Annotated in this window: 22 protein-coding genes and 1 pseudogene; 14 read left to right on the top strand and 9 right to left on the bottom strand. The window is 59.1% G+C overall.

Annotation, left to right across the window (positions count from 1 at the left end; translation table 11 throughout):
- The first annotated feature begins 138 nt into the window (after nucleotides 1–138).
- From V1273_RS07555 to V1273_RS07575, 5 genes are all read left to right on the top strand, one after another.
- Complete coding sequence (locus V1273_RS07555) at nucleotides 139–1,293, top strand: ABC transporter ATP-binding protein (RefSeq protein ID WP_334366982.1); 1,155 nt, start codon at nucleotides 139–141, stop codon at nucleotides 1,291–1,293.
- The gene (locus tag V1273_RS07560) at nucleotides 1,290–3,083 is read left to right on the top strand and encodes an ABC transporter permease subunit (RefSeq protein WP_334366983.1); all 1,794 of its coding nucleotides are present in this window, start codon (nucleotides 1,290–1,292) and stop codon (nucleotides 3,081–3,083) included. Before V1273_RS07555 ends, V1273_RS07560 begins: the two co-directional genes overlap by 4 nt.
- Before the next feature lie 26 nt (nucleotides 3,084–3,109).
- Nucleotides 3,110–4,201: an extracellular solute-binding protein gene (locus tag V1273_RS07565; RefSeq protein ID WP_334366984.1), complete on the top strand. Its 1,092-nt coding sequence runs from the start codon at nucleotides 3,110–3,112 to the stop codon at nucleotides 4,199–4,201.
- A gap of 109 nt (nucleotides 4,202–4,310) precedes the next feature.
- A complete protein-coding gene (locus V1273_RS07570) occupies nucleotides 4,311–5,126 on the top strand; it encodes an IclR family transcriptional regulator (RefSeq protein ID WP_334366985.1) in 816 nt (271 codons plus the stop codon).
- Nucleotides 5,127–5,160: 34 nt separating this feature from the next.
- Nucleotides 5,161–6,573 (top strand): FAD-binding oxidoreductase, encoded by a 1,413-nt coding sequence (locus tag V1273_RS07575; RefSeq protein ID WP_334366986.1) that lies wholly within the window; start codon nucleotides 5,161–5,163, stop codon nucleotides 6,571–6,573.
- Nucleotides 6,574–7,565: 992 nt separating this feature from the next.
- On the opposite strand, the gene V1273_RS07580 is transcribed toward V1273_RS07575, so the two are convergent.
- The 3 genes from V1273_RS07580 to V1273_RS07590 all read right to left on the bottom strand — a co-directional run bounded on the left by V1273_RS07580 (nucleotide 7,566) and on the right by V1273_RS07590 (nucleotide 8,842).
- Nucleotides 7,566–7,868, bottom strand: a complete 303-nt coding sequence (locus V1273_RS07580; RefSeq protein WP_334409184.1) for a hypothetical protein — start codon at nucleotides 7,866–7,868, stop codon at nucleotides 7,566–7,568.
- Nucleotides 7,869–8,214: 346 nt separating this feature from the next.
- Entirely contained in the window at nucleotides 8,215–8,607 is a 393-nt protein-coding gene (locus tag V1273_RS07585) for a hypothetical protein (RefSeq protein ID WP_334409185.1), read from the bottom strand.
- 40 nt (nucleotides 8,608–8,647) lie between these two features.
- Nucleotides 8,648–8,842 (bottom strand): hypothetical protein, encoded by a 195-nt coding sequence (locus tag V1273_RS07590; protein ID WP_334366988.1) that lies wholly within the window; start codon nucleotides 8,840–8,842, stop codon nucleotides 8,648–8,650.
- A gap of 644 nt (nucleotides 8,843–9,486) precedes the next feature.
- On the opposite strand from V1273_RS07590, the gene V1273_RS07595 reads away from it, so the two are divergent.
- Nucleotides 9,487–9,690: a cold-shock protein gene (locus V1273_RS07595; RefSeq protein ID WP_334369170.1), complete on the top strand. Its 204-nt coding sequence runs from the start codon at nucleotides 9,487–9,489 to the stop codon at nucleotides 9,688–9,690.
- A gap of 1,011 nt (nucleotides 9,691–10,701) precedes the next feature.
- Here the strand turns inward: V1273_RS07595 and V1273_RS07600 are convergent.
- Together V1273_RS07600 and V1273_RS07605 are read right to left on the bottom strand one after the other, a co-directional pair.
- Nucleotides 10,702–11,637, bottom strand: a complete 936-nt coding sequence (locus V1273_RS07600) for a helix-turn-helix domain-containing protein (RefSeq protein WP_334366989.1) — start codon at nucleotides 11,635–11,637, stop codon at nucleotides 10,702–10,704.
- Nucleotides 11,638–12,071: 434 nt separating this feature from the next.
- Complete coding sequence (locus V1273_RS07605; protein WP_334366990.1) at nucleotides 12,072–12,356, bottom strand: hypothetical protein; 285 nt, start codon at nucleotides 12,354–12,356, stop codon at nucleotides 12,072–12,074.
- A gap of 57 nt (nucleotides 12,357–12,413) precedes the next feature.
- On the opposite strand from V1273_RS07605, the gene V1273_RS07610 reads away from it, so the two are divergent.
- The 5 genes and pseudogenes from V1273_RS07610 to V1273_RS07630 all read left to right on the top strand — a co-directional run bounded on the left by V1273_RS07610 (nucleotide 12,414) and on the right by V1273_RS07630 (nucleotide 15,726).
- A complete protein-coding gene (locus tag V1273_RS07610; protein ID WP_334366991.1) occupies nucleotides 12,414–12,707 on the top strand; it encodes a hypothetical protein in 294 nt (97 codons plus the stop codon).
- A gap of 63 nt (nucleotides 12,708–12,770) precedes the next feature.
- Complete coding sequence (locus V1273_RS07615) at nucleotides 12,771–12,989, top strand: hypothetical protein (protein WP_334366992.1); 219 nt, start codon at nucleotides 12,771–12,773, stop codon at nucleotides 12,987–12,989.
- Nucleotides 12,990–13,018: 29 nt separating this feature from the next.
- On the top strand, nucleotides 13,019–14,872 hold the full coding sequence (locus V1273_RS07620) for a methyl-accepting chemotaxis protein (protein ID WP_334409187.1): 1,854 nt from the start codon (nucleotides 13,019–13,021) through the stop codon (nucleotides 14,870–14,872).
- A 55-nt stretch (nucleotides 14,873–14,927) separates the two neighbouring features.
- Nucleotides 14,928–15,296 carry a hypothetical protein gene (locus tag V1273_RS07625; protein ID WP_334366994.1) on the top strand — a complete coding sequence of 123 codons (369 nt, stop codon included), beginning with the start codon at nucleotides 14,928–14,930 and terminating at the stop codon, nucleotides 15,294–15,296.
- Between the two features lie 113 nt (nucleotides 15,297–15,409).
- Nucleotides 15,410–15,726, top strand: a pseudogene (locus V1273_RS07630) (PilZ domain-containing protein).
- A gap of 391 nt (nucleotides 15,727–16,117) precedes the next feature.
- On the opposite strand, the gene V1273_RS07635 reads toward V1273_RS07630, so the two are convergent.
- Both V1273_RS07635 and V1273_RS07640 read right to left on the bottom strand, forming a co-directional pair.
- Nucleotides 16,118–16,486: a VOC family protein gene (locus V1273_RS07635; RefSeq protein ID WP_334366995.1), complete on the bottom strand. Its 369-nt coding sequence runs from the start codon at nucleotides 16,484–16,486 to the stop codon at nucleotides 16,118–16,120.
- 101 nt (nucleotides 16,487–16,587) lie between these two features.
- Entirely contained in the window at nucleotides 16,588–16,836 is a 249-nt protein-coding gene (locus V1273_RS07640) for a hypothetical protein (protein ID WP_334366996.1), read from the bottom strand.
- 334 nt (nucleotides 16,837–17,170) lie between these two features.
- Here V1273_RS07640 and V1273_RS07645 point away from each other — a divergent pair, with 334 nt between their 5' ends.
- Nucleotides 17,171–17,575: a hypothetical protein gene (locus V1273_RS07645; protein ID WP_334409188.1), complete on the top strand. Its 405-nt coding sequence runs from the start codon at nucleotides 17,171–17,173 to the stop codon at nucleotides 17,573–17,575.
- A 365-nt stretch (nucleotides 17,576–17,940) separates the two neighbouring features.
- Entirely contained in the window at nucleotides 17,941–18,132 is a 192-nt protein-coding gene (locus V1273_RS07650) for a hypothetical protein (protein ID WP_334366997.1), read from the top strand.
- Between the two features lie 51 nt (nucleotides 18,133–18,183).
- Here V1273_RS07650 and V1273_RS07655 read toward each other — a convergent pair whose 3' ends face one another.
- Both V1273_RS07655 and V1273_RS07660 read right to left on the bottom strand, forming a co-directional pair.
- Entirely contained in the window at nucleotides 18,184–18,384 is a 201-nt protein-coding gene (locus V1273_RS07655; RefSeq protein ID WP_334366998.1) for a hypothetical protein, read from the bottom strand.
- A gap of 873 nt (nucleotides 18,385–19,257) precedes the next feature.
- Nucleotides 19,258–19,626 carry a hypothetical protein gene (locus tag V1273_RS07660; protein ID WP_334409190.1) on the bottom strand — a complete coding sequence of 123 codons (369 nt, stop codon included), beginning with the start codon at nucleotides 19,624–19,626 and terminating at the stop codon, nucleotides 19,258–19,260.
- A 290-nt stretch (nucleotides 19,627–19,916) separates the two neighbouring features.
- On the opposite strand from V1273_RS07660, the gene V1273_RS07665 reads away from it, so the two are divergent.
- Nucleotides 19,917–21,686 carry an adenylate/guanylate cyclase domain-containing protein gene (locus tag V1273_RS07665; protein WP_334367000.1) on the top strand — a complete coding sequence of 590 codons (1,770 nt, stop codon included), beginning with the start codon at nucleotides 19,917–19,919 and terminating at the stop codon, nucleotides 21,684–21,686.
- Nucleotides 21,687–22,137: the final 451 nt, after the last annotated feature.

A 22,137-nucleotide genomic window follows, 5' to 3' on the forward strand; every position in this document is an offset into this window, starting at 1 on the left:
CTCGCGCGTCTTGCGCGAAAAATCGCGATGACCCGCGGCCAGGCGAGCGGATTTTTCTTCCTCTCTTGACAAGCCTGAGTGTCGGGCCAACAATAATTCAGAATGGCGTTCTACAATATAGAACACGGGGAGGAGCGAATGGGTGAGCCTCTGGCGTTGCGCGCTGAGCGTTCCGGCGAGGCGAGCGCCTTTGCATCGCATGGCGGTCGCTATCGGGAGCGAAGCGCGATCGGGTCGAGCATCGCCATCCGCGACGTCGTGAAGAATTACGGACACTTCCTCGCGGTCGATCGCATCAGTCTCGACATCGAGCCCGGCGAGTTCATTACGCTGCTCGGGCCTTCGGGTAGCGGCAAGACGACGCTGCTCAATCTGCTGGCGGGATTCCAGAAGCTCGACGGCGGCGAAATTCTCGTCGATGGCAAGCCGATCCACCATGTTCCGACGCACAAGCGCGGCTTCGGGATGGTGTTCCAAAGCTATGCTCTCTTTCCGAACATGACGGTGACGCAGAACGTCGCGTTCCCGCTGCACATGGCGGGAGTCGACCGGGCGACCATCGACCGCCGCGTTGCGGAGACGCTGGAGATCATGCGGCTCTCCGAACATGCGAGGAAGTCGCCGTCGCAGATGTCCGGCGGGCAGCAGCAGCGGGTGGCGATTGCGCGCGCCATCGTCATGAGGCCCAAGGTGGTCTTGATGGACGAGCCGCTGAGCGCGCTCGACCGTCGATTGCGCGAGTCGATTCAGATCGAGATCCGCGATCTTCATCAGACGATCGGCAGCACGATTCTCTTCGTCACGCACGACCAGGGCGAGGCGCTGACGATGAGTGACCGAATCGCGGTGCTGGACGCCGGTAAGATCGTCCAGGTTGGCCGTCCCTTGGAGATCTACCGCCACCCCATCAACCGCTTCGTCGCCTCTTTCGTCGGCGAGAGCAATTTGGTCGAGGCGGAAATCGTGCAAAAGCGCGGGTCGACGATGACGCTGAAGAACCGCGCCGGATACGTGTTCAACGCCGAGAGCCGCGACGCGATCGATGTCGGCCGTGCAACCGTGCTGGTGCGCCCGGAGCGCATCGCGGTCTCGAACGAGGCGACCGCCAACTCGGCGCTGGTCACTGTCACGTCGGCAATCTTCCTCGGCGAGATCCTGCGCATCGAAGCGCGCATGGAGGGCGGCGAAACGTTGCTGATCCGCTGCACCGACACCGCGGACCGGCCGCTGCCGGCCGTCGGCGACCGCCTCCATGTCAGTTGGGGCGCCGAAGACTGCTGGGTGTTGGCATGACCGCGGCATCGATCGGCGTACAACCGGGCCGCTTCGTGGTCTCGGGCCTTTGGCGACTGAAGGGCTCGACGCTCCTGCTACTGCCGGCTGCGGCCTTCCTCGCATTCGCCTACCTGCTGCCGCTGATCGATCTGATCCGGATCAGCCTGAGCGGGCCGACGTGGTCGGTCTATTTCGAGCGGGTCTTCGCCATTCCGCTTTACTGGGATTCGCTCGTGCGCACGATGCAGATCTCGGTCACCGTTGCATTTCTCTGCCTGCTGTTCGGCTATCCTACAGCACTCCTCATTCATCGCAGCCGCGGCATCATCCAGGTGCTGATTGCCACCGCGATCGTGCTGCCCTATTTCATCGCGATCCTGATCCGCACCTATGCCTGGATGGTCCTGCTTGGCCGCAACGGCCCGGTCAACAAGCTGTTGATCTCGGTCGGCATCTTCAGCGAACCGGCGCAGTTGCTCTTCACCCGCGGCACCGTGCTCTTGTGCATGACGGCGGTGCTCCTGCCGCTCATGGTGCTCAGCATCTATTCCAACGTAGCGCGGCTCGACCAAAATCTCACACGCGCTGCGCTCGCAAGCGGTGCCGGCCCGATCGCGGTGTTCTGGCGAGTTCTGCTTCCGCTGACCTTGCCGGGCATCGGCGCGGGCTTCCTCCTGGTCTTCGTCACCGCGCTCGGCTTCTTCATCACGCCGACGCTGCTCGGGGGGCCGGGCGACCAGATGTTTGCCATGCACATCACGCAGCAGGCCGATTCGGTCACCTCGGAAGGCTTTCTCCAGGCGCTCGGAGTGGTTCTCCTCGCGATCACCCTGGCGGTTGTCGCTGTGGCCGGCCATTTCCTCGGTTTCGAGTTCATTTGGGGCGGCGGCAAGCTGTCGGAGGCGGCTCCGGCAAGGGCCGCAGCGACCGCAAGCGGGGCAGGGCCCGACCGGCGCACGGTCGGCACCTTGCTCGCCGATGTGATCGGTTGGCCGTTGTTGAGGCTGCTGGGGCGCTTGCCTGCCAGTTGCGGCGTCTGGACGGTGCGCGGGATGGGCGGCCTGGTAGTCGCCGTCCTCATTCTGCCGATCGTCGTCGTGATGATCATCTCGTTCAGCAGCGCGAGCTACCTGACCTTTCCGCCGCCGGGCTTTTCAGTTCGCTGGTACGAGAAGTTCTTCTCTGATTCCAATTGGATGCTGGCGTTCTCGAACTCGCTGATTGTTGCCGCGATGTCGGCCTGCATCGCTGTCACGCTCGGCACGTCGGCGGCCATGGGCATCGTTAGGAGCAGCATTCGCGGCAAATCTGCGATCATGCTCCTGCTCGTGAGCCCGGTCATTGTCCCACCGGTCGTGCTTGGACTTTCGCTCTACACTCTCTTCCTGCGTTTCGATCTTGTCGGCACGATATTCGGTCTGGCGGCGGCCCATGCGATCGGCGGGCTGCCGATCGTCGTGGTCATCCTGTCCGCCGCGCTTCAGGCTGTCGATCCGAAGCTGGAACAGGCCGCGGCCGTTCATGGCGCGTCGTCGCTGACGGTGTTTCGCAAGGTCATCCTTCCGGCGATCGCACCGGGGCTCGCGGCGGCGACGTTCTTTGCTTTCCTGCACTCGTTCGATGAACTCGTGCTGTCGCTCTTCCTGTCGAGCGCACAGCTGAAGACTCTCCCGCTCATGTTATGGGCGGACGTCAACTATCGGCTCAATCCGGTGCTGGCCGTGGTCTCGACGCTCGAGGTACTGCTGGTGGTGGGAGGCATCGTTCTTGCGCGACCTGTGTTGGCAAGGTCGCGTGAGGCGGCGTGAAACAAGCCAACGGGAGGAGAAGGAACATGCGGGGAATGACGTACCTTGGACGATTGGCATCGCCCTTAACCTCGGCCGTGCTGGTCCTGGCGAGTACGGGCCTTGCGGCCGCACAGGCCAACGTCGTGATCATGCAGGATCCCGGCGGCGGCTACGGCGAGGCGCTGCGTAAGGTAATGTATGACACTTTTGAGAAGGACACTGGAATCAAGGTCGTTACCGTTCAGGAGGCTCGCAGCGGCCCACGCATCAAGGTGCAGGCTGAAGCCGGCAAAGCCCAGTGGGATCTCACCTTCATCTTCGACCAGGAAACCAAGCTGCTCGGCGATTGCTGTCTTGAAAAGATCGACTATTCGAAGTTGTCGGAGCCAGCTCAGAAGACGCTTGCGGCCATGCCCGACAACCTCAAGCGACCAAGGGGCGTCGCGCTCCAGGTGATCGGGGTCGGTCTCGTCTACAACAAGGAGAAGTACAAGGGAGATAATGTTCCGAAGAGCTGGGCCGATTTCTGGGACGTGAAGAAGTTTCCTGGCCGACGCTGCCTGCCTGCCTGGCCGCGGTTTGTCTTCGAGGCCGCGTTGATGGCGGACGGAGTGGAGAAGAGCAAGCTCTACCCGCTGGACATGGAGCGCGCCCTGAAGAAGGTCAAGGAAATCAAGCCTTCCATCGCGAAGTGGTGGACGACTTCCGCTCAGCCACCGCAACTGATGCTCGACGGCGAAGCCGATATGTGCATGGCTTATACCGGCTCCATGAGCAAGCTGGCTCTCGAGGGCGCGCCGGTCGAGTTGGAGTGGAACCAGGGCTTTATCTATTACGATTTCTTTTCGATTCCGAAGGGCGCGCCGCACTACGACAATGCGCTGAAGCTGCTCTCCTGGCGTCTCGACCCCCAACGCGCTGCGCAACTGACTTCGTCGTTTCCGGTTGCGCTGCCGTCTCCTGTCGTCTTCGAGGCGGCGGACCGGAAGATCAGTCGCTACTGGGCCAACAATCCTGCGAACGTTTCAAAAGCGATCGAGTGGAGCCCGGACTACTGGGGCGCGGCGTCGCCGTCGGGCAAATCGACCAACGAGGAGTATGGCCAGGAGAAGCTGAACGCTCTGCTTGCCCAGTAGGAATGGGTCGTCAAGTCGGGTGACCGCGTGCGGAAGACCGCGGTCACCTGTTGGCTATGGCTTCACTTCGGACCATGCTAGAGCGAGTGAACAGATTCGGTTTCATTGAATGGATAAGGCGTTTATCAAGGGACTTCGTCTGCTGGAGACGCTTGCATTGAGCGAGCAGCCTCGCGGCATTACCGATCTTGCGACCGAATTGAAGTTCACCAAAAGCAACGTCCACCGCCTGCTGGCAACGTTGCAGTCCCAGGGCTACGTGCGGCAGATTCCGCAGCACAGCACTTATGAACTCACGACTAAGATCTGGGCGCTCGGTAGCCACGTCATTCACCGCATGGACCTCATCAAGGCAGCGCACCCGGCAATGGAGAAGCTCGCCCAGATAACCGGCGAGACCATCCATCTTTCTGTTCTGGAAGGCACCGACGTCGTCTACGTCGACAAGATTGAAAGCGCTCACCATATCCGCGCCCATACGAGCGTGGGCATGCGCGCACCGGCTTTTACCATGGCGACCGGGAAGGCCATGCTGGCGCACATGCCCGATGAATACCTCGAAAAGTTCCGCCCGCACTTCAGGCGCTACACGGATACAACGCGCACCAACATCAAAGACCTCCGCAAGGACATCGAACTGGCGAGGGCGCAGGGCTTTTCCTCGGTGTTGCACGGCGAATGGCGCGAGGGCATCGCGGCCTGCGCCTGCGCGATCCTCGGCCGATCTGGAGAACTCGTCGGGGCAATCGGCATGTCCGGCCCCGACTCGCGCATCAAGCGCAATCAAATCAAGGAATATTCCGTCCACGTAATGGAGGCGGCCCGGACCATCAGCGCGGCGCTCGGCTATCGAGATCTCAGCGCTGCGGCCGAGCCACAGGCGCTGAGGCGGGCCGGCGGAAAGCTCATGCGAGGTACGAGATGATTCATGACCGAGTTATCTTTTGGCTCGCAGTACGATGAACCCATTTTCAGCCAGCGCCAACCCGGCTTCGATTGGCGCCGATCCGGTGCTACTTGAACGGCTATCAAGCGCGCTACCGCGCAACGCCCTGCTGGTCGGCGACGCGATCGACGCGCGCTATCGGGAGGACCGGAGAGGCAAGTTCTCTGCGCCGCCGCTCTTCGTCATGCGGCCGGGGTCGACCATCGAGGTTTCCGCCTGCCTTGCCGCGTGCAATGATTTTACGCAGCCGCTTGCCGTGCATGGCGGGCGCACTGGGCTCTCGGGCGGCCATCGTGTTGTAGAGGGCGAGGCGGTGCTGTCATTCGAACGAATGACTGAAGTCGACGAGGTGCACGGCGACAGCGCCACGATCACGGCATCCGCCGGCGCGCCTCTGCAGGCCGTGCAGGAAGCGGCGGAGCAGGCCGGCTATCTGTTTGGCGTCGACATCGGATCCAGAGGCACCGCGACGATCGGCGGCAACGTCGCGACGAATGCCGGCGGCATTCGCGTGCTGCGCTATGGCATGTTCCGCGCCCAGGTGGTGGGCCTGGAGACTGTGCTGGCCGACGGCACGATACTGTCTTCGCTGCGCGGCCTAGACAAGGACAACACCGGATACGACTTGAACCAGCTTTTCGTCGGAAGCGAGGGTACGCTCGGCGTAGTCACGCGCGCACGACTGCGCCTGCACCCCAAACCGCTTGTCGAGGCCAATGCCTTTCTCGCCGTGCCGTCGCTTGAGGGGGCGCTGGAACTCCTCAAGCGGCTTCGGGAGGTGCTGGGGTCGTCGGTGTCGGCCTTCGAACTGATGTTTCGCGAAGCCTTCGAGGGTGTCATCGCGTTTCTCGGCATGGCGCGGCCGCTTGATGCGACGGCGCCTGTCTACGTCCTGACCGAGGTTCAGGCGTCGAGGGAGGACGCCAGCATGGAGACGTTCGCCTCCTGCTTGATGCAGGCGCTGGAGGATGGTGTTGCGCTCGACGCCGTCGTCTCGCAGTCGCCGCGCGAATTTCACGCGCTCTGGACCATGCGCGATTCCTGTGCCGACTATGTTCGCAGCCGTGATCATGTCACCGGATGCGACATCAGCGTCCCGATGCATCGGATGGCTGCATTTCTTGAAGCCGGCCAGACAGCGCTCGGGGCCATTGACACTTCCACCGAGTTCATCGTTTTCGGCCATCTGGGTGACGGCAATCTTCATTATGTGATCCGGACGCCGAAGGGTGAGGAAGCCGCCGACAAGATCTATCGGCTGGTTGCCCACCATGGCGGTTCGATCTCGGCCGAGCACGGCATCGGCTTCGACAAGAAGCCGTGGCTGCAACTCTGCCGCAGTAAGGCCGAGATCGAGACGATGCGCCGGCTGAAGATTGCGCTGGACCCAAAGGCCATCCTCAATCGCGGCCGCATCTTTGATTGACGCGGGGCTTTGCTTCGGCTGATCTCCCGGACCACGGCAGCATCCGGTATTGCGTAGCCAGGGCAAATAGCGGCATGCCTAACAACGAGCTGAGTCCAACTCGTTGCACGTCGCTGGTTCACGGTAGCTCAAACTTGCCCACGATGGATCGGAGCGAGAGTTCACCCGACGCGTTCGTGCGCGCCGGCTTCGTGATCAAGTCGTCAATCATGATCAGCATAATCATTTCGGGCTACTGACGGCAGGCCTGAGCTATCGGTCCGTTCTGATGATGCGAGAGCTGGCGCCGACGCGCGCCGAGTTGATGCGAATTTCCGGTACCGACCAATTGACCGGGCTGCTCAACCGACGGGGTTTCGACCAAGCCGCGGGATCGGCCTTGACCAAAGCGCGCGATGCGAGCCTGCGATCAGATCTGATCGACGAGACCACATCGAGATTGAGCGATCGCGGCTTGCGGCGGCGTGCGAATGCCACAGTACCATGCGTCTCGAAGTCGAGGAGACCTTCTCGATGAAAACGCTCCAATCTCACGTTTTGGTTGTGCCGGCTGACGCAGTAAGTGAAACGGGCGATGCTATGTGAGCGTCTTCCGCGCTGGCGACTCGTCTTGGTAGGGTGGAATGCCTGCGAGGTTTGAGCGCACATAGGGGCAGGCGTCGAGTTGATCGCGGTGGTTTTAGCCTTGCATGGAAGAGGGCGGCCTCAATTGATCGGCTCTGTCTGGAGACAATTGGGCGGGGCCGCTTCAAGGGCACACGAAGCGACGCCTAATCGTGCAGTACGCTGGTCTATGTGGGGTTCACGTTGGTCCAATCTGCGCGACTGCGACCACGCTAGACTTGTTTAGTTCGGAGGCAATGAAACACACCGGTTAGGCTTGCCAGTTAACTTTGATGTCCGCACTGGAGGTTAATTCTGGAACACAGTGCGCATCAGGCCAACAGCTCGGCGCCAGTCACAACACGGGTAAAGCTCATCGAGGAAGACGCTCAACCTGAGCCCGAAACGTTGTAGAGCCGCTTAAGTCGATCCGTAATGATCTGGCAGAAAGTCTGGAGTTCCGTCCTGTTGCGAACCGGGCCAGCTGCGGTGCCAAACGACAGCCATGAATTCCACGGGTTAGAGCCGTAGACCGTCACGTTAAACCCGCGCTTGGGGCAACCTTCAATCTTGCTTAGGTCATCGAGGATCATCGTGGCCAGTTCATCTGCTGTCCTCATTCCTTTCGCGGGAAGGGGTAAGTGCCAATCCGGCGATTTCTGGCATGCTCGGTAAAGGTGGCGGCTCTTCAAGCGCGATCTCCCGCGCATCTGGCCCCGGGCTCGCCCTCGTCGCGACGGATTGGCGAGTTCGCCGCGCAAGATCACTACCTCGGTTTTCGAACTCCTAGCGGTCCAATCGAGGTGATCGACGGCGATGGGTCCGCCTGCAGGATATGGTGTACCGGCTGAAGGCTTTGACCCACCGGAGCTTGGCTGCAATGCGCGCTGCGACTATGAGCGCTGTCGCGAGGGAACAGGCCAGAGATCGCCTGCGCAAGCTCGTCGCCGCGGGACCAGTTTCAACCGCATGGCGTGCGCTTGCAAGGGCAGGAGGGCGCGAGAACTGCAATTCAGTCGGCTGTGGCCAGGCCGGAAGCTAGGCGAGAAAGAACCGCTTTTTAATCAATCGCTCGATGACCTTCGTTGGTAAGCACGGGCACGTCGTCGCGCATCTCGACCAGGTCGACTTCAATATCAAGGTCTTCAGATCGTCTGGATTGACTGGCGTTAATTTCGTTCGCTTGGCTTTGATATCGCGCAGCGCCCAGCGGAGGCGGATTGCCGTGTCCAAATCAAGATCGGCAAGTGGTGAGAGTGGTTGATTTGCTGTCGTCAAGTCGTTTACCGGGCCGCCGTCGACGGTAGTATTCTCTGGGGCAATTGTATTGGTTTGTGAGGGGTCGGCCACGGTTGAAGCGGCTTGCGAACGACCTCTAGACGCCGCCGCTAACATTTCTGCGAATTCGTGAAGTTTGTCGGCTGCGCCCATTTTCCCTTCGCCTTAGAAGCCGGCGGATGCCTGGCCTGCCTTAACGTTCCGAACCGCCGTTGTTATGGCTTCCGAACTGCAGGTCGTTTGGTGTCTTAGTGACATTAGAGAGTCGGCCGTTGTCTTCATATCTCGCTGCGAGATCAAGAAGACACTCTTTGATGAATGGGTCGGCTTTCTCCGCAAGATCGCGCACAATTTGGGCGCGCTGTTTCTTAAATTCATCGTCCAACATAATCGGCCCTCAACACAACAAACAAAGTGCAATGCAGGTAGCATACTGCTTTTAGCTAGTCGCGAAAAGCCTCACGTCAGTCTCCCGGCGGCTTCAACTCGTCTATGACATCGAATTCGAAAGTCGTTCTCTGCCAACTACTCATTGCAGGGTCCTGGTTTGAGAACGCTTTGAGATGATTGACATTGCCAACCTGCTTGCTGGTATCCACATAAATCAAGACTGTTTTCAGGGGGCGCTCAACGGGCAAGCACGCCGGAATAGGCTCAGCCTAATGCGCATCGGCATCACGTCGATGGGCAAATGCACTGGGGACGGCATGATCATCGGTAGCGTTGATTCAATCTTGGCAGTTCAGATTGTCCCCGTAGGGGGGCCGGATACTAGAATCAGAATGGTTTCTGCCTCTAAAGGCAGAGACGATGCCGCGGCGGACCAGGATGAAAGCTTCGACACGTCGCAGCAGGCGCTGGATTGGCTAGGCAATGTCTCCCAACAGCGACCTTGCCGGACAGCATCGAGCCGCCAAAATCGTTGAGGCGACGGGGACCAAAGCCCGCTGGTTCACGCCGGCGGGTTTTCCTTGCCGTGAACCGTCTGGCGCCCTTAGACTGTCGCCATTGATTCAAAAACGGAGTGCGGACGTGGCGACAGGTACAGTTAAGTGGTTCAACGCGACTAAGGGCTATGGATTTATTCAACCCGACAACGGCGGCAAGGATGTTTTTGTGCACATCTCGGCCGTAGAGAGAGCCGGCCTGAGCAGCCTCAATGAGGGTGCCAAAGTGAGCTACGAAGAAATGAGCAACCGTGGCAAAACGTCCGCCGAAAATCTGAGAGTCGGATAAAAATCAATTCCGTCGGCTCGCCGGCATCTGAAAGAGAAACGGCCCCAGCCTGGGGGAAGCGCTGGGGCCGTCATTCCAGTGCGCCATGCGACGGGCCGTGGCGCTTATATCAACGTGGGCGGTCAGTGCCCGTTCCTAAAGGCGGGGATGCGTCCGGTTGCTGACTTTATCGTGTCGGGCTGGGGGGTGCCGGCCGATGCAAACTTAATAGATCGTTAGTCTCAGGTTGCTACGCATGGCCCAATCGCGGAAACCCGCCCAAGCCCCCGCGAGAGTACGAAACCCGCCGACCTCAATCCGGCGGGTTTCTGCGTTATGCGCCCGTGCCCACGTGCGCCTGTGCAAATAGCGGCCTGAGGTCGGCGCCGCGGTGTCCGCAGACCTAAAACAGCGATTCCGAATCGGATAGTCAAAGGCTGTCCGGCCAACGGTTGGCGTCGATCAGGACGGAGTGCGAGCATTTGTGGGCGCCGCAGTAGACGAGCAGCCGGCGAGGACCGGACCAATCTCCCCGAGCGCGATCATCTGTTCGCGTGCTCGGGCCCGGCCGAATCGCCGTTCGGGGGCTTGCCTCTCAGCGGCGTGCGCGCGCATGGGGCGCACGTAAGTGCCGTCGTTGCGAGTATATCCCGCAACATGCTGCGCCTGGGGTCGGACGTCGCTGACTGGACCGCCAGTGCCTACCGCTACTGGCGCGTAGGGCTGTGTCAGTTGCTCCCCAGGTAGGTGGGTTTCCGCCGCTCGAATTAAGAAGGGAAGGGGAGTGAATTTTTGAGGGGCAGAGAGATCCACGATCGGATCTACATGAGCCGTCGAGAGCCAAAGACCACGGCGGCCAGAACGCGAAGCAGCCAAATACACCAAGCTCAATGCCGACATCGGCGAGGAGGGAGGACATGGTGAAGGGCCACAGGTCGACCTCTTCATCGAGGTGGCGAAGGAGGAGTTCTAGAACGTCGTACTGGAATCGACCTGCACTATCGAGATCGAGGAGTTCGGTGCGGCAGACCTCTACCGCTGAAGTTTGGTCAGAGTTTCTGAAGGCGACTCGCCAAATTGCAAACGATAGCTCCTGGCGAAATCGCCCAGGTGCCAAAAACCGCAGGCGAGTGCGCACGCTTTGACGCTACCCATCCCTGCCAGCAGTCGCTGGCGCACGAGCCATAGCCGTCTCAAGCGTAGATATTGATGGAGGCTCATTCCCTGGTGTCGCTGAACCGCATCGTGCAGGGTTCGTACCGAGACGCCGACATTTCGCGCAAGTTCTCCGCTGTAGACTGGACGCCCGATGCTCTCGGACAATACTGCCTGGATGTCCCGGAAAAGTTTGAACTGCCCGATGGAGTTCGCACGAGAGGTCCACCTCGCATCAATAACGTTGGCGAATGCGGCATCGATGGCGGCAACCAGGGACTCCCGCATCGCCGAGGAAACCTCGCCCACTTCGGAGGCATCGAATCCCAAAGAGCTTGATAAGATGTGCCTCACCAGTTCGCGGAGGCGATAATGCGCAGATGCGCTCGTTTCAAACACCTTCCAATTCGGACCTGCTTGGGGCCACCCACGATCTTGCATTTCCTGCGTGAAGATAACCGACGTGAATTGTAGCTCGGTCCGTTCGACCGTAGTGTATGTAGCACCATTGCGTCCGATCACGATAGCCGACCGATCTTTTTCGACCCCGTTGAAGCGAATGGGTGAACCCTCGTCCATCAAAAATCCGACGGCGGTGCAATTTGGGGCAAGTTGGCCTTCGGCAATCCGTGGGAAGGACTGTGCGAAATTGATATCGCAACCCGGCAGATGCAGGATGGTTTGCGCAGCCGAGATTCTCCGCACGAGCGGGGTGAACTCCACGGCCAGATTTCGCACGGCAGTCCGATATTGATCAATGTCGCTGAAGCGAAATACTTTTGGGGCAAGCGTTGGCAGAACGTCGCTGTTCATCACGTAATTGGCGTTGGCAACCGCGGTAGGATCGCCATTATGGCATTGACCTCAGAACGGAGTTTGACGTCCATCAATTTTTGACCACCGGAGTAATACGGATCGAGCTAGGCCGGCGGAAAGGACCAGCCCCCAGCCTTCTTCTCGGGCCTGCCGAATTTCGACATTGTTTCAGTGAACTCTCGGTACCATGCCACCAATCACAGCCGAATATATAACGCTCGATTAACCATTACGGCGTGATCATTCCACCACTTGTACGAGCATGCAACGGCGGATCGACACAGGCCGGTTTGTCACGGCCGCCTAGCTAGTCAAAGCTGGGCTGTCCGAGTGGTGCGTTTGTGTGTGGCTTTCGAGTTTTTGTGTCATTCATTTTCTTTTTTTGCTTCCGACATAACGAAGCAGTGCGGTGATTGCGGATGTCTACGCCCCTAAATTCTCATGGGCCGCACCAGCGGGCAACCCGACCTGACTTCTCGCGCCAGAGACCATTTGATGTTTTGACCAACCTCGCCGCACTGCTGTCGAGCGTTGAAGGTTTGCAAATTCACACAAGGGAGGATTTGCGCCGCGCCATCCTTATTCTTGACCTCGCAAACATGTGCATCCAATCGCTCGTTAGGCAGATCGGGAATGGGGCGGCCAGAGAACAGTTGCTGGCGTAGTCGGCGAGGATCGATCAGCTCATTGAAGCTGCGCGTGGCGAGGCCGTTCATCTATGAGTTCTGCAATTGCTTTAGTCAAATTCAGTGCCTTTACTGCGGGGAATCGTCATGAAGTGGAATAATCGAAAGGCAGCCCGCATTCAGTTAGAACACAAGCACCGCGTCGATCTCATGGTGTCGATGGAAGACGGCGACGAATTTGCGCCGCTTCTCGACGATCCTGAAAGCGCCGCTAAGCTCGAGGCAGGGACTCTACCGCATTCAAGACAGAAGAGCTTTCTTGGTTTTATTCAGCGCCGGTATGGCATTTCGCCGGTGCATCCCAGTTCAATCAGTGAGGTGCCCAAGCCGGTCTTGATCAGACCGGCGCTTGACCGAAACCTATCGCGACCTTCCGCGTAGCGCATTTCACGCAATTCATTCTGCAAATCCATTTCGGGTCCCAGCGACCCGCGGAGCCCTGCCATGTCTTTCAATTTTCGTATTCGCGGCCGTCTGATTACTGGCTTTATCGCCGTATCTGCAATCACCGCGCTCTCGGCTGGATATACCGTGTTCGCGGTCGGTGGTATTTCCTCGACCGTCGATCGCATGGTGAACCAACGCACGCCCGTGGCGCTGGCAAGTGCGGAACTGGTCGGCAATCTTATTCCACGCTGGCGACGTTGCGGGGCTACCTGCTGACGGGAAATCCTCAGGGCAAGCTCGACCGCATGGCGATGTGGAAGGAGATGGACACCAACGTGGCTGCCTTTGATGACAAGGCGGCGCAATTTACGAACCCTGAAAACAAGCGCAAATGGGCCGAGGCCAAGGTACTGCTCGCGGAGTTCCGCGCTGCCCAGGACAAGGCTGAGGCGCTGGCCTTCACCGCCGACGCATATCCGGCGACGAAGCTCATGACTGCCGAAGCCAACCCACGCGCCGAGGTAGTATTCTCCGAGATCACCAGGATGATCAACGAGGAGGAAGGCCTGGAGGCAACAGCCGACCGGAAGAGACTGCTCAAGGCCATGGCAGATACGCGCGGCAATTTCGCCGCCGCTATGGCGCAGCTGCGCCTGTACCTGTTGTCCGGTGAGGGGAGCGACAAGGACAAGTTCGCCGGACCGTGGGAGCTGTTCGAAAAAGGCTTCGCCGCCGTGGGTGCGCAAAAGGGACAGCTCACCATCGCGCAGCTGGCGTCCTTCGAAAAGATCACACGGGCACGGAGGGAGCTTGCGCCGCTGTACGAAAAGACATTCTCTCTCCGGGAGTCCACGAACTGGAACGCGCCCGTCGAAATTCTCGTTACCGAAGCAGCGCCGCGCGCACTCAAGATCCTTGACTTGCTCGATGGGCCCAAGGGTCTCGACGGCACTCGCTCCGGAGGCATCAAGACGCACCAGAAGAAGATGCTCGTTCAAGAACAACAGGAGGTTCACGCGAGTATTTCGTTCCTGGAGATGGTCCTATGGGGGTTGCTCGCGGCGGGACTGGGCGTTAGCGCGATGATTGCGCTATTTACGGCGCGTTCGATCGCAACCCCGATCCAGGGAATGACCGCCGCCATGGGCAAGCTCGCCGGCGGCGACACATCTATTGTTGTGCCGGCGATCGGACGCGCCGACGAGATCGGCGAGATGGCGGGCGCGGTCCAGGTCTTCAAGGACCACATCATCGAGGCAGACCGCTTGCGAGCCGAGCAGGCGCAGTCGGAAGCGCGTGCCGCGGCTCAGCGTAAGACGGAAATGCACGCGTTGGCTAACCGGTTCGAGAACGCGGTTGGAGAGATTATCGAGACGCTGTCCTCGTCTTCGACAGAACTGGAGGCCGCGGCCAATACGCTGACCCGGACCGCCGAAAGTACACAGGAACTCTCCACCACCGTCTCTGCCGCCTCCGAGGAAGCATCGGCGAACGTCCAGTCGGTCGCCTCAGCCAGCGAGGAAATGAGTTCCTCCGTCAACGAGATCGGCCGTCAGGTGCTGGAAGCGGCGAGAATCGCCGGCGCGGCTGTGGAACAGGCGCAAAAGACCAACGACCGCGTCACCGCCTTGTCGCAGGCTGCAGCCCGCATCGGCGATGTCGTCGATCTGATCAACACCATTGCCGGACAGACCAAACTGCTGGCTTTGAATGCCACCATCGAAGCGGCGCGGGCTGGAGAAGCGGGGCGCGGGTTTGCCGTGGTCGCATCGGAGGTCAAGGCGCTCGCCGAGCAAACAGCGAAAGCGACTGGCGAAATCAGTCACCAGATTGCCGGTATCCAGTCCGCGACGCAAGAGTCGGTGGCCGCGATCAAGGAGATCATCGGAACGATCGACCGCATATCGGAAATCTCGTCGACCATTGCCTCCGCTGTCGAAGAGCAAGGAGCCGCGACCCAGGAGATTTCCCGCAATATCACGCAGGCGGCGCAAGGCACCCAGCAGGTAGCTTCGAACATCGCTGACGTGCAGCGCGGCGCGAGCGAGACCGGCGCCGCTTCAAGTCAGGTGCTGGTATCGGCCCAAACGCTGTCGAACGATAGCGTAAGACTCAAGACCGAAGTCGACCAGTTCCTCGCAACGGTGCGCGCGGCCTGACGGCGCCCTTGCACTCCAAGGTGCTTTCTTTCGATTTGGAATGGAGGATGCATTGATGAGTTCTGTAGTGCGATTGCACGAAGGATCAACCGGAACCGCGCGTGCGACTGCCGACGGGGTACGGGACAGTGTCGTTGAGTTGCCGTTCAGAGAAACGAGGCTAGAACTGGCTGGGGTGAAAAGCGCATATGAAATGCTGCGCCAAAGCATCGACAGCCTGCAGCGAAATCTCAAGATACTCGCGGATGTCAGCAGGACGATCGATGATCGTGAGGCACGTCAAGTGCTTCAGGAGCAAATCGCGTTGACGAACGACTTGCTTGTGATGCGGTCGGATCAATTGTCCGACGCGGAGAAGTCATTGCAGGAGGCACTTCGCCGTGTAGCGACCGTAGCACGTTCGCATTCAGGACCGCGTGGCTGATCAATAGGTTTCCGGACAGCAAAATCGTAGTGACGAAGTACTAGCCAGAATGGATATGGTCAGATCTGCAGAATAAACATCGTCAATGACGCGCTTTTGGAATCATCGCGGCTATGTCGTCCGGTATGGAAAAACGAAAGAGCGGTCGGGTCGAATTTTCGAAAGGCATTGATGTCCATATAGTGGCAATTGATGGGACTTGGCGAAGAGCTTGTACAATGTGGGACGTTTCAGTTGGTGGGCAAAATTGACAGCCCTCGAGTCCATCGAAAGACTCCCCTCAAGGGAATTCTTCTTGCTTCTTTCTTCTCCTGGTCTCGCGTTTCGGCGCTGCGAACTGGCTTGGGTTAATGCGGATCAACTGGGTGTTCGATTCCTCCAGAACCAGGCGTCAAAGGGAGGACAACGCCGAGATGCGACAAATACCTAGGGTCAACATTCTGGGCGTTCTGAGATCGCAAATTAGCCCGCATGCAGGGATCGCCGTTAGGTAGCAGAAAATGTTCCTGCAATGGACGCGATTTGTTCCCAACGTGAGTTGGGAATCATCCGTATTCTACCATGGAAGGCGGTGGAGCTATAGGCGACAGACTTTTTTGCTCACCGGCCAGTGAGGCTGGAAGAAAGTGCCACTACCTGACAGATCGATCGTCTAGAATCACAAACTGCAATTGGCTCATGTCGGGCCACGGGTTCAGATCTCAACCGATACCTCTCTAAGCGTACACGCCGCGGCTTGCTTGGTCCCGATTGGCACCCGATCGCTGGGAGCGCTCTTCCGACCACTGATGGACCCAGCTTCGCGTTCGCAGCATTCGAAGCTATGGATTCCCACCCATGCTCTGTCCGATGCGCCACAAAGTGCCGCTTGGATCGACGATCACAAGTTCGCGGATGCCCCAAGGCCTATCTTTTGGGGGATCTACCTTGATCTCGTACTTGTTCTTCAAATCCTGAGCTTGAACGTGTTGCCACCAAGCTTCAACGTCCACCACGAACAGATGGATTACGACATTATCAGCGCGCTCTTTATTGTTGAGTTTTTGTAGCACGAAGCTTGAGTTGCCATGCCGGAAATGCGTTTGGGTCCCATCAGACCAGCCAAGTTCAAATCCTAAGTGCTGGTAGAACTGCTCCGACTGATCGAAATTGCGGGCAGGCACCAATGCCTTCACTTCAGAACTCGTCATTTCGCTCGTACGAAAGCTCGCCGCATCGACTGTGCTCGACCGTCCCTCACCATGCTTCGGAAGAACGGCATGGAGGTAAACGACCGTGCTAGGACCTGCGGTCATTCGATGGGCCTTTTCAAATCAGTGACCACATCCAGGACGTTGTGCAATTGGCTCGCACGAGGACGGTCAAATGAGAGCAACTGATCAAACTCCGATGGTGGGTACGACACGCCATCGGCGTCGATGATCTCGACGGCCCACCCCGTTTTTGAAAGTGCTCGCGCTTTTGCAACGGACAAGGTGGGTCCTGCTCGGACTAATACCGTGGTGTCGCCGTCTTTGACCGCTCGGATCGTGAAATTCATAGGTAGTGCAAACTAACAATTGGGCGGTACGCAATACCTGATCCGCCCCCAATCAATGTGAGCGCCAGGTATTAAAAAATTACTTCAGATAATCGCGTTAATTGAGAATGCCTCTCAGAGCCGATGTCCGCTTTGGTCATTTCGCATCAAACTGACCGTGCAGGTCACTGGCGGTCGTTCTGAACGTTGGCACTTCTATGCTCAATCGAACGAGTCCGACGCAGCGATCGCCTGCACCCCCGGGATGGCACGGACGCCGCCATTAACCGAGTCTTAGCCCTAAGCGTGCGGATCATCTGGGCTGTTGTGAAACTCCGAGGGAGAGGAATCCCCCGTGCTCAAAGACGGCACTTACGCGGCGTGGTTCAAGACCCCGCAGGGCCAAGGTACCGGTATTGCCCATGTCGCTGATGGGAAAATTTGGGGTCGCGACAGCGTCATGACCTATACCGGCACTTGCGTGGTCGACGGAGATCGATTCACCGCGACCATCACGACGAAAAGGCATACCGAGGGGCATACGGTTTTCGGTAGCAACGATGAACTCCAGCTGAAGCTCGATGGTACGTGCCCCGGCAAGATCGCTCGTTACGTTGGTACGGCTGAGCAGTTTCCGGGCGTGCTTCTTGAGCGAACGCTCATTCTCAGCGAACAACAACCGCCAACGCTCGAGCCGAGCGCGCCGCCGCCAAAGTTCGACCCCGACAGACTGCCGAAGTTGCCGACGCGCGGCCGGTGATGCGATCAGATGCTGGCTTCAGGGTCGGCAGGCGGGGAAACGCCGCGCCCCGCCATATCGCTCATTACAAAATTTTTCAGCAGTATCGGGACCGGCGGTCACGCTCCCGAGCAAAAGCCCAGCAGTCGGGTTCGACTGCCGGGGCGATCGCAAGCATGATTTTCGTGATGAAGCGTCCTGCAAGCTACGCAATACGCGGCCGCGGTCCTTGATCAGGATCAATAGACCGTGCCGGGTCGCTCCCGCGTGCAGCATGCCGACGACCAAGCCATTCACCAAAGCGGCACCGCTGAAAACTGCCATCATCGAACGCGGCAGGCTCGCCGCGCGGCGAACCGGGACGAAGCCGACGCTGTTGAGGCGGAATGGGCGAACGCGATGCGACGGTTCGTGTCGTCATGCTCGCCGCCGGTCACAGACGATCCGCAACACGTCATCGCCGCTGGCGTATGTGGCTCAACCGGCGAACCGATGTTTGGTTCCTGCCAGCAGCCTACGTAGCAGTTAACGACGCGGAAGAGGGCGCGGTCGCTTCTTCGTTGGTGGTGATGCTGTAAAGATCGCACGCCTATCAAGGGCCGTCCAATGAACGAGCCGATTCATGCGCGCTAGTCCCGATTGCTGCGCAGGTCCTTTAGTTTGCGCACGTAGTAGCCCTGGCTCTGAAGCGCTGACCTAATCTCGTCACTGACTTTGATGACCCTCTTCTTGCTCTTGCGCCATTTCCCTTGCTCGCCAATAGGTGGCATCGGAAATCCCTTCTTCACAACGAGCAGATTGCGCTTGGTGTTGAAATACACGTCGACCATATGCTGCCTCCCCTGAAACGACAGAGCTTATCGCCTGTGAGCAAAAGCACGGGTTGCCAAAATACAACACCGAGCCATTATCGGGCGTTCGTGGTCGCGCGCCAGCAAGCGATTCCGGTGGGTCGCAGGCCGATTGGCAGCGGCTTTATTCTGGCTGTTCGGATTTTCGTGTTGAGTTGTAGTAATCGCCTGCCGGCATTGGGCCTGCGCCTACTAGGCTTGAACGGAGTGCGAGAGTTTCGGCAGCGAGAGGGGACCGGATCCAAGCCTGTCAGCAGAGCACTGCACTCGCCTATAGAACGACCTCTAAATCGTGCCTGGCCTCCTGTTCGCCTAGATTGGAAGCCCATCATTGGATTTTCCGTAGATTATCTGGCTCGCGATGAAGTCATCTAAGCCCCGGGAATGGACCGAACTAGAGGTTAAAAGCCTGATCTCCATGAGCGGGCAGCGGCATAGTGCGGCAGAAATATCGAAATCCCTTGGACGCTACGTTGGTTCGGTGAAAACGAAGGCGCGAGAGCTTGGATTAGTAGCTGTCAAAAAGCGATCAAAGTCCCGCCGGTGGGGCGCGAACTGATGACTATTGGAGATGGAAGCGGCGCGCTCCCGCGTTAAATGGCTATCATCCAGTCGGATCACCGAGCGCACGCCACAACCTGCGTTGCCTCCGAATGCAATCTAATGACGTCACCCAGGCCCTGGCCGGCGGCGGCAGCGCCACGATCGCCGCGGTGGTCAGGACTGCCGAGTCGCTCACTCTCGGCGCATCATCGCTTCCTTAGCCAACCGCTCGGATCGCGTGGGCGGTTCTCAACAAGGCGCATGCGAACACTGGTGACCCAAATGGCCCATTCGAGGCCTGTCCGTTTATCAGCTCGCATGCGCGCTGATATCCATGATGGCCCGGAGCACCACACGCTCCAAGCAGAGGCCGGATACATTGATGCAAGACCGCATCTGCCAGGTGGACGAAACCTCTTGCAACGCGCGGCCGGACCATACATTGGTGATGTCATACCAATCTCGGCCGATGATCCGCTCGCTACAGCCCGGACAGTACGTGCTTTGGCCCCTCTCGTCATGGACATTGCCGGTGTAGACGAACTGCAGCCCGGCCTTGCGCGCGATGTCGCGAGCCATCGTCAGGGTGAGGGCCGGCGTCCGGGGCAGATCCAGCATCTTGTAGTCAGGGTGGAAGGCGGTGAAATGCAAGGGCACGTCAGGTCCTAGCCTTGTCATCACCCATTCGCTCAGCTTTTTTCACCTCCTCTGAGCTGTCATTGTGACCCGGGGGGCATGCTATCGGTGGTCCCGCCTGCGGCGGCTCTTGTTCGTGATGCGAGCTAAGGGGCGACATCTCGGTCACGCCGCCAAAGCCGATGACCTTCAACTCTTGTCGTAAGGGTGGGACTTCGTCTATGCGGTGCGGACGATATCCCATCTCACGGCGGGCCATCCCCCGTGAATGACCCCAAAAGCAAAGCATTTGGTGGTAGTATGGAGATAAGGAACTGGGGAAACAGACCCCAATGGCTCTAGATCAGACCAAACGCAAGCTCGCGGCTATTCTCGCTGCCGATATTGCCGGCTATAGCCGGCTGATGGGTGCGGACGAAGAGGGCACGCTCGCCCGCCTCAAGGTGCTCCGCCGCGAGCTGATCGATCCAAAGAACAAGCAACATCGCGGCCGCATCGTGAAAACGACTGGTGATGGAATTCTAATTGAGTTTCCAAGCGTGGTGGATGCAGTTCGCTGCGCGATCGAGGTTCAGCAGGGCATGGTCGAACGCAATGCTGACGTACCGCAGGAGAAACGAATTGAGTTTCGTGTCGGGGTTAATCTTGGGGACGTGATGATCGAAGGCCGAGACCTCTATGGCGATGGCGTGAACATCGCGGCACGACTTGAGGCGCTGGCCGAACCCGGCGGCATATGTATCTCACGTACAGTCCTCAGTCACGCGCGCGATAAGGTGTCTTTCGACGTCGAGGACGCGGGCGAACAGACGCTGAAGAATATCGCCCGGCCGGTCCACGTTTACCGTATTATCGATCCAAGCCAGCGGCCCGCGACGCGCAAACCTGAGGTTCCGGCGCTCGCGTTGCCCGACAAACCGTCCGTCGCCGTGCTGCCATTCACCAACATGAGTGGCGACCCCGAGCAAGAGTTCGTCTCCGATGGGGTCGCCGAGGATGTGATCACGGCACTATCGCACTATCCCTCGCTGTTCGTCATCGCCCGGAACTCGTCCTTCACCTACAAGGGTCGAGCGGTCGATGTGAAACAGGTCGGACGCGAGCTCGGCGTGCGCTATGTGCTCGAAGGTAGCGTGCGCAAGGCCGGCAATCGGATCCGCGTCACTGCGCAATTGATAGAGGCAGGAACCAGCAACCATGTGTGGGCCGAGCGCTACGACCGAGATCTCGCCGATATTTTCGCTATGCAGGACGAACTCACCGAAGCGTTAACGACCGCCTTGGCCCCCGCCATCGCAGACGCCGAGCTGCGACGCGCCATGCGCAAGCCACCGGAGAGCCTCGATGCCTGGGCGGCCTATCAGCGCGGTCTGTGGCATCTGAGCAAAGCTACCCCAGACGACGATGCGACGGCAGAGAGTTTTTTTAAGCAGGCAATCGATCTCGACCCGACCTTCGCCGGCGGCTACAGCGCGCTCGCCTTGTATCAGCTGCAAGCGGCCGCGATCTACCAGAAGCTGGATCTGCCAAGCGCGCAACGCTCGGCCGAGGCCTTGGCCCGTCGGGCGGTCGCGCTCGATGGCGCCGATGCAGAATCCCGTTCATGCCTCGGCTGGGCCTTGCAAGCGCGCGGCGACGCCGACGGTGCGTTGGCGGAGATCGAGCGAGCTCTCTCAATGAGTCCAAATCTGGCCATCGCGCATGGCCACAGAGGCGCGACGCTGATCTTCGCGGGACGGCCAAGGGAAGGGCTCACGGCTCTCGAAACATGTATCAGGCTTGACCCCCGCGATCCGTATCTGGCAGTACGTTTATTGCACATTGCATGCGGACTATATTTCTGCAGCGAATACGAGGCTTCGATCGAAGCCGCGAAACGGCTGATCCGGTCGTTTCCCGATTTTCCGATGATCTACCGCTGGCCCGCGGCGGCGCTGGGCCAACTTGGGCGCACAACGGAAGCGAAGGATGCATTGGAGAAGGCCGTCTCGCGCGCACCGGGGGCATTCGACATGTATGTCCGCAGGCGAGCTCCGTGGTTTCGGCCGGAGGATCACGCTCATCTCGTCGAGGGTTTGCGCAAGGCCGGCTGGAATGGTTGAGGCCGCATTGAAGTCCGTCGTCTTACCCGATCCGGACGGCCTGTGATTTACAGGCGAATGTCCGAAATGGGTCCAAGCTGTGTGAAAACCCGCGTGAGCCAACGACGTGCATAATTGTTTCTCAATTGTCGTCTCCCGACAGAGGTTGCCAGTGCAATTGGTCTCCGCATCGACGAAATTGAGACAGATGTTCTACACGCAAATTGAACGACAGACTTTTCACACAGAAACCTGACTCTGACGGGAGGCCCGGTTCTGGCGCCAAGCGGACATGCGACGAAGCGGTGCGGTCCGAAAAGTGCCAACAGCGGAAATGGTCGATCGCGGCTTTAATGTTCGCAAAGAGCATTCGGACACTTCGAGAACCCACAAATTTTCGTAATTTGGTTCAGATCGCCGTTAGGTTGTTGATGGTATAGACCTCTCGCACAAACCGATTAGCCGGTCGTGG

Source organism: Bradyrhizobium sp. AZCC 1721, assembly GCF_036924715.1.
Classification (GTDB): Bacteria; Pseudomonadota; Alphaproteobacteria; order Rhizobiales; family Xanthobacteraceae; genus Bradyrhizobium.

What these genes read in the sequence shown, in the direction of transcription:
- V1273_RS07555 (WP_334366982.1), top strand. Translation starts at nt 139, where the DNA reads ATGGGTGAGCCTCTGGCGTTGCGCGCTGAGCGTTCCGGCGAGGCGAGC.
- V1273_RS07560 (WP_334366983.1), top strand. Translation starts at nt 1,290, where the DNA reads ATGACCGCGGCATCGATCGGCGTACAACCGGGCCGCTTCGTGGTCTCG.
- V1273_RS07565 (WP_334366984.1), top strand. Translation starts at nt 3,110, where the DNA reads ATGCGGGGAATGACGTACCTTGGACGATTGGCATCGCCCTTAACCTCG.
- V1273_RS07570 (WP_334366985.1), top strand. Translation starts at nt 4,311, where the DNA reads ATGGATAAGGCGTTTATCAAGGGACTTCGTCTGCTGGAGACGCTTGCA.
- V1273_RS07575 (WP_334366986.1), top strand. Translation starts at nt 5,161, where the DNA reads ATGAACCCATTTTCAGCCAGCGCCAACCCGGCTTCGATTGGCGCCGAT.
- V1273_RS07585 (WP_334409185.1), bottom strand. Translation starts at nt 8,607, where the DNA reads ATGGGCGCAGCCGACAAACTTCACGAATTCGCAGAAATGTTAGCGGCG.
- V1273_RS07590 (WP_334366988.1), bottom strand. Translation starts at nt 8,842, where the DNA reads ATGTTGGACGATGAATTTAAGAAACAGCGCGCCCAAATTGTGCGCGAT.
- V1273_RS07600 (WP_334366989.1), bottom strand. Translation starts at nt 11,637, where the DNA reads ATGAACAGCGACGTTCTGCCAACGCTTGCCCCAAAAGTATTTCGCTTC.
- V1273_RS07605 (WP_334366990.1), bottom strand. Translation starts at nt 12,356, where the DNA reads ATGAACGGCCTCGCCACGCGCAGCTTCAATGAGCTGATCGATCCTCGC.
- V1273_RS07610 (WP_334366991.1), top strand. Translation starts at nt 12,414, where the DNA reads ATGAAGTGGAATAATCGAAAGGCAGCCCGCATTCAGTTAGAACACAAG.
- V1273_RS07615 (WP_334366992.1), top strand. Translation starts at nt 12,771, where the DNA reads ATGTCTTTCAATTTTCGTATTCGCGGCCGTCTGATTACTGGCTTTATC.
- V1273_RS07620 (WP_334409187.1), top strand. Translation starts at nt 13,019, where the DNA reads ATGGCGATGTGGAAGGAGATGGACACCAACGTGGCTGCCTTTGATGAC.
- V1273_RS07625 (WP_334366994.1), top strand. Translation starts at nt 14,928, where the DNA reads ATGAGTTCTGTAGTGCGATTGCACGAAGGATCAACCGGAACCGCGCGT.
- V1273_RS07635 (WP_334366995.1), bottom strand. Translation starts at nt 16,486, where the DNA reads ATGACGAGTTCTGAAGTGAAGGCATTGGTGCCTGCCCGCAATTTCGAT.
- V1273_RS07640 (WP_334366996.1), bottom strand. Translation starts at nt 16,836, where the DNA reads ATGAATTTCACGATCCGAGCGGTCAAAGACGGCGACACCACGGTATTA.
- V1273_RS07650 (WP_334366997.1), top strand. Translation starts at nt 17,941, where the DNA reads ATGGGCGAACGCGATGCGACGGTTCGTGTCGTCATGCTCGCCGCCGGT.
- V1273_RS07655 (WP_334366998.1), bottom strand. Translation starts at nt 18,384, where the DNA reads ATGGTCGACGTGTATTTCAACACCAAGCGCAATCTGCTCGTTGTGAAG.
- V1273_RS07660 (WP_334409190.1), bottom strand. Translation starts at nt 19,626, where the DNA reads ATGACAAGGCTAGGACCTGACGTGCCCTTGCATTTCACCGCCTTCCAC.
- V1273_RS07665 (WP_334367000.1), top strand. Translation starts at nt 19,917, where the DNA reads ATGGCTCTAGATCAGACCAAACGCAAGCTCGCGGCTATTCTCGCTGCC.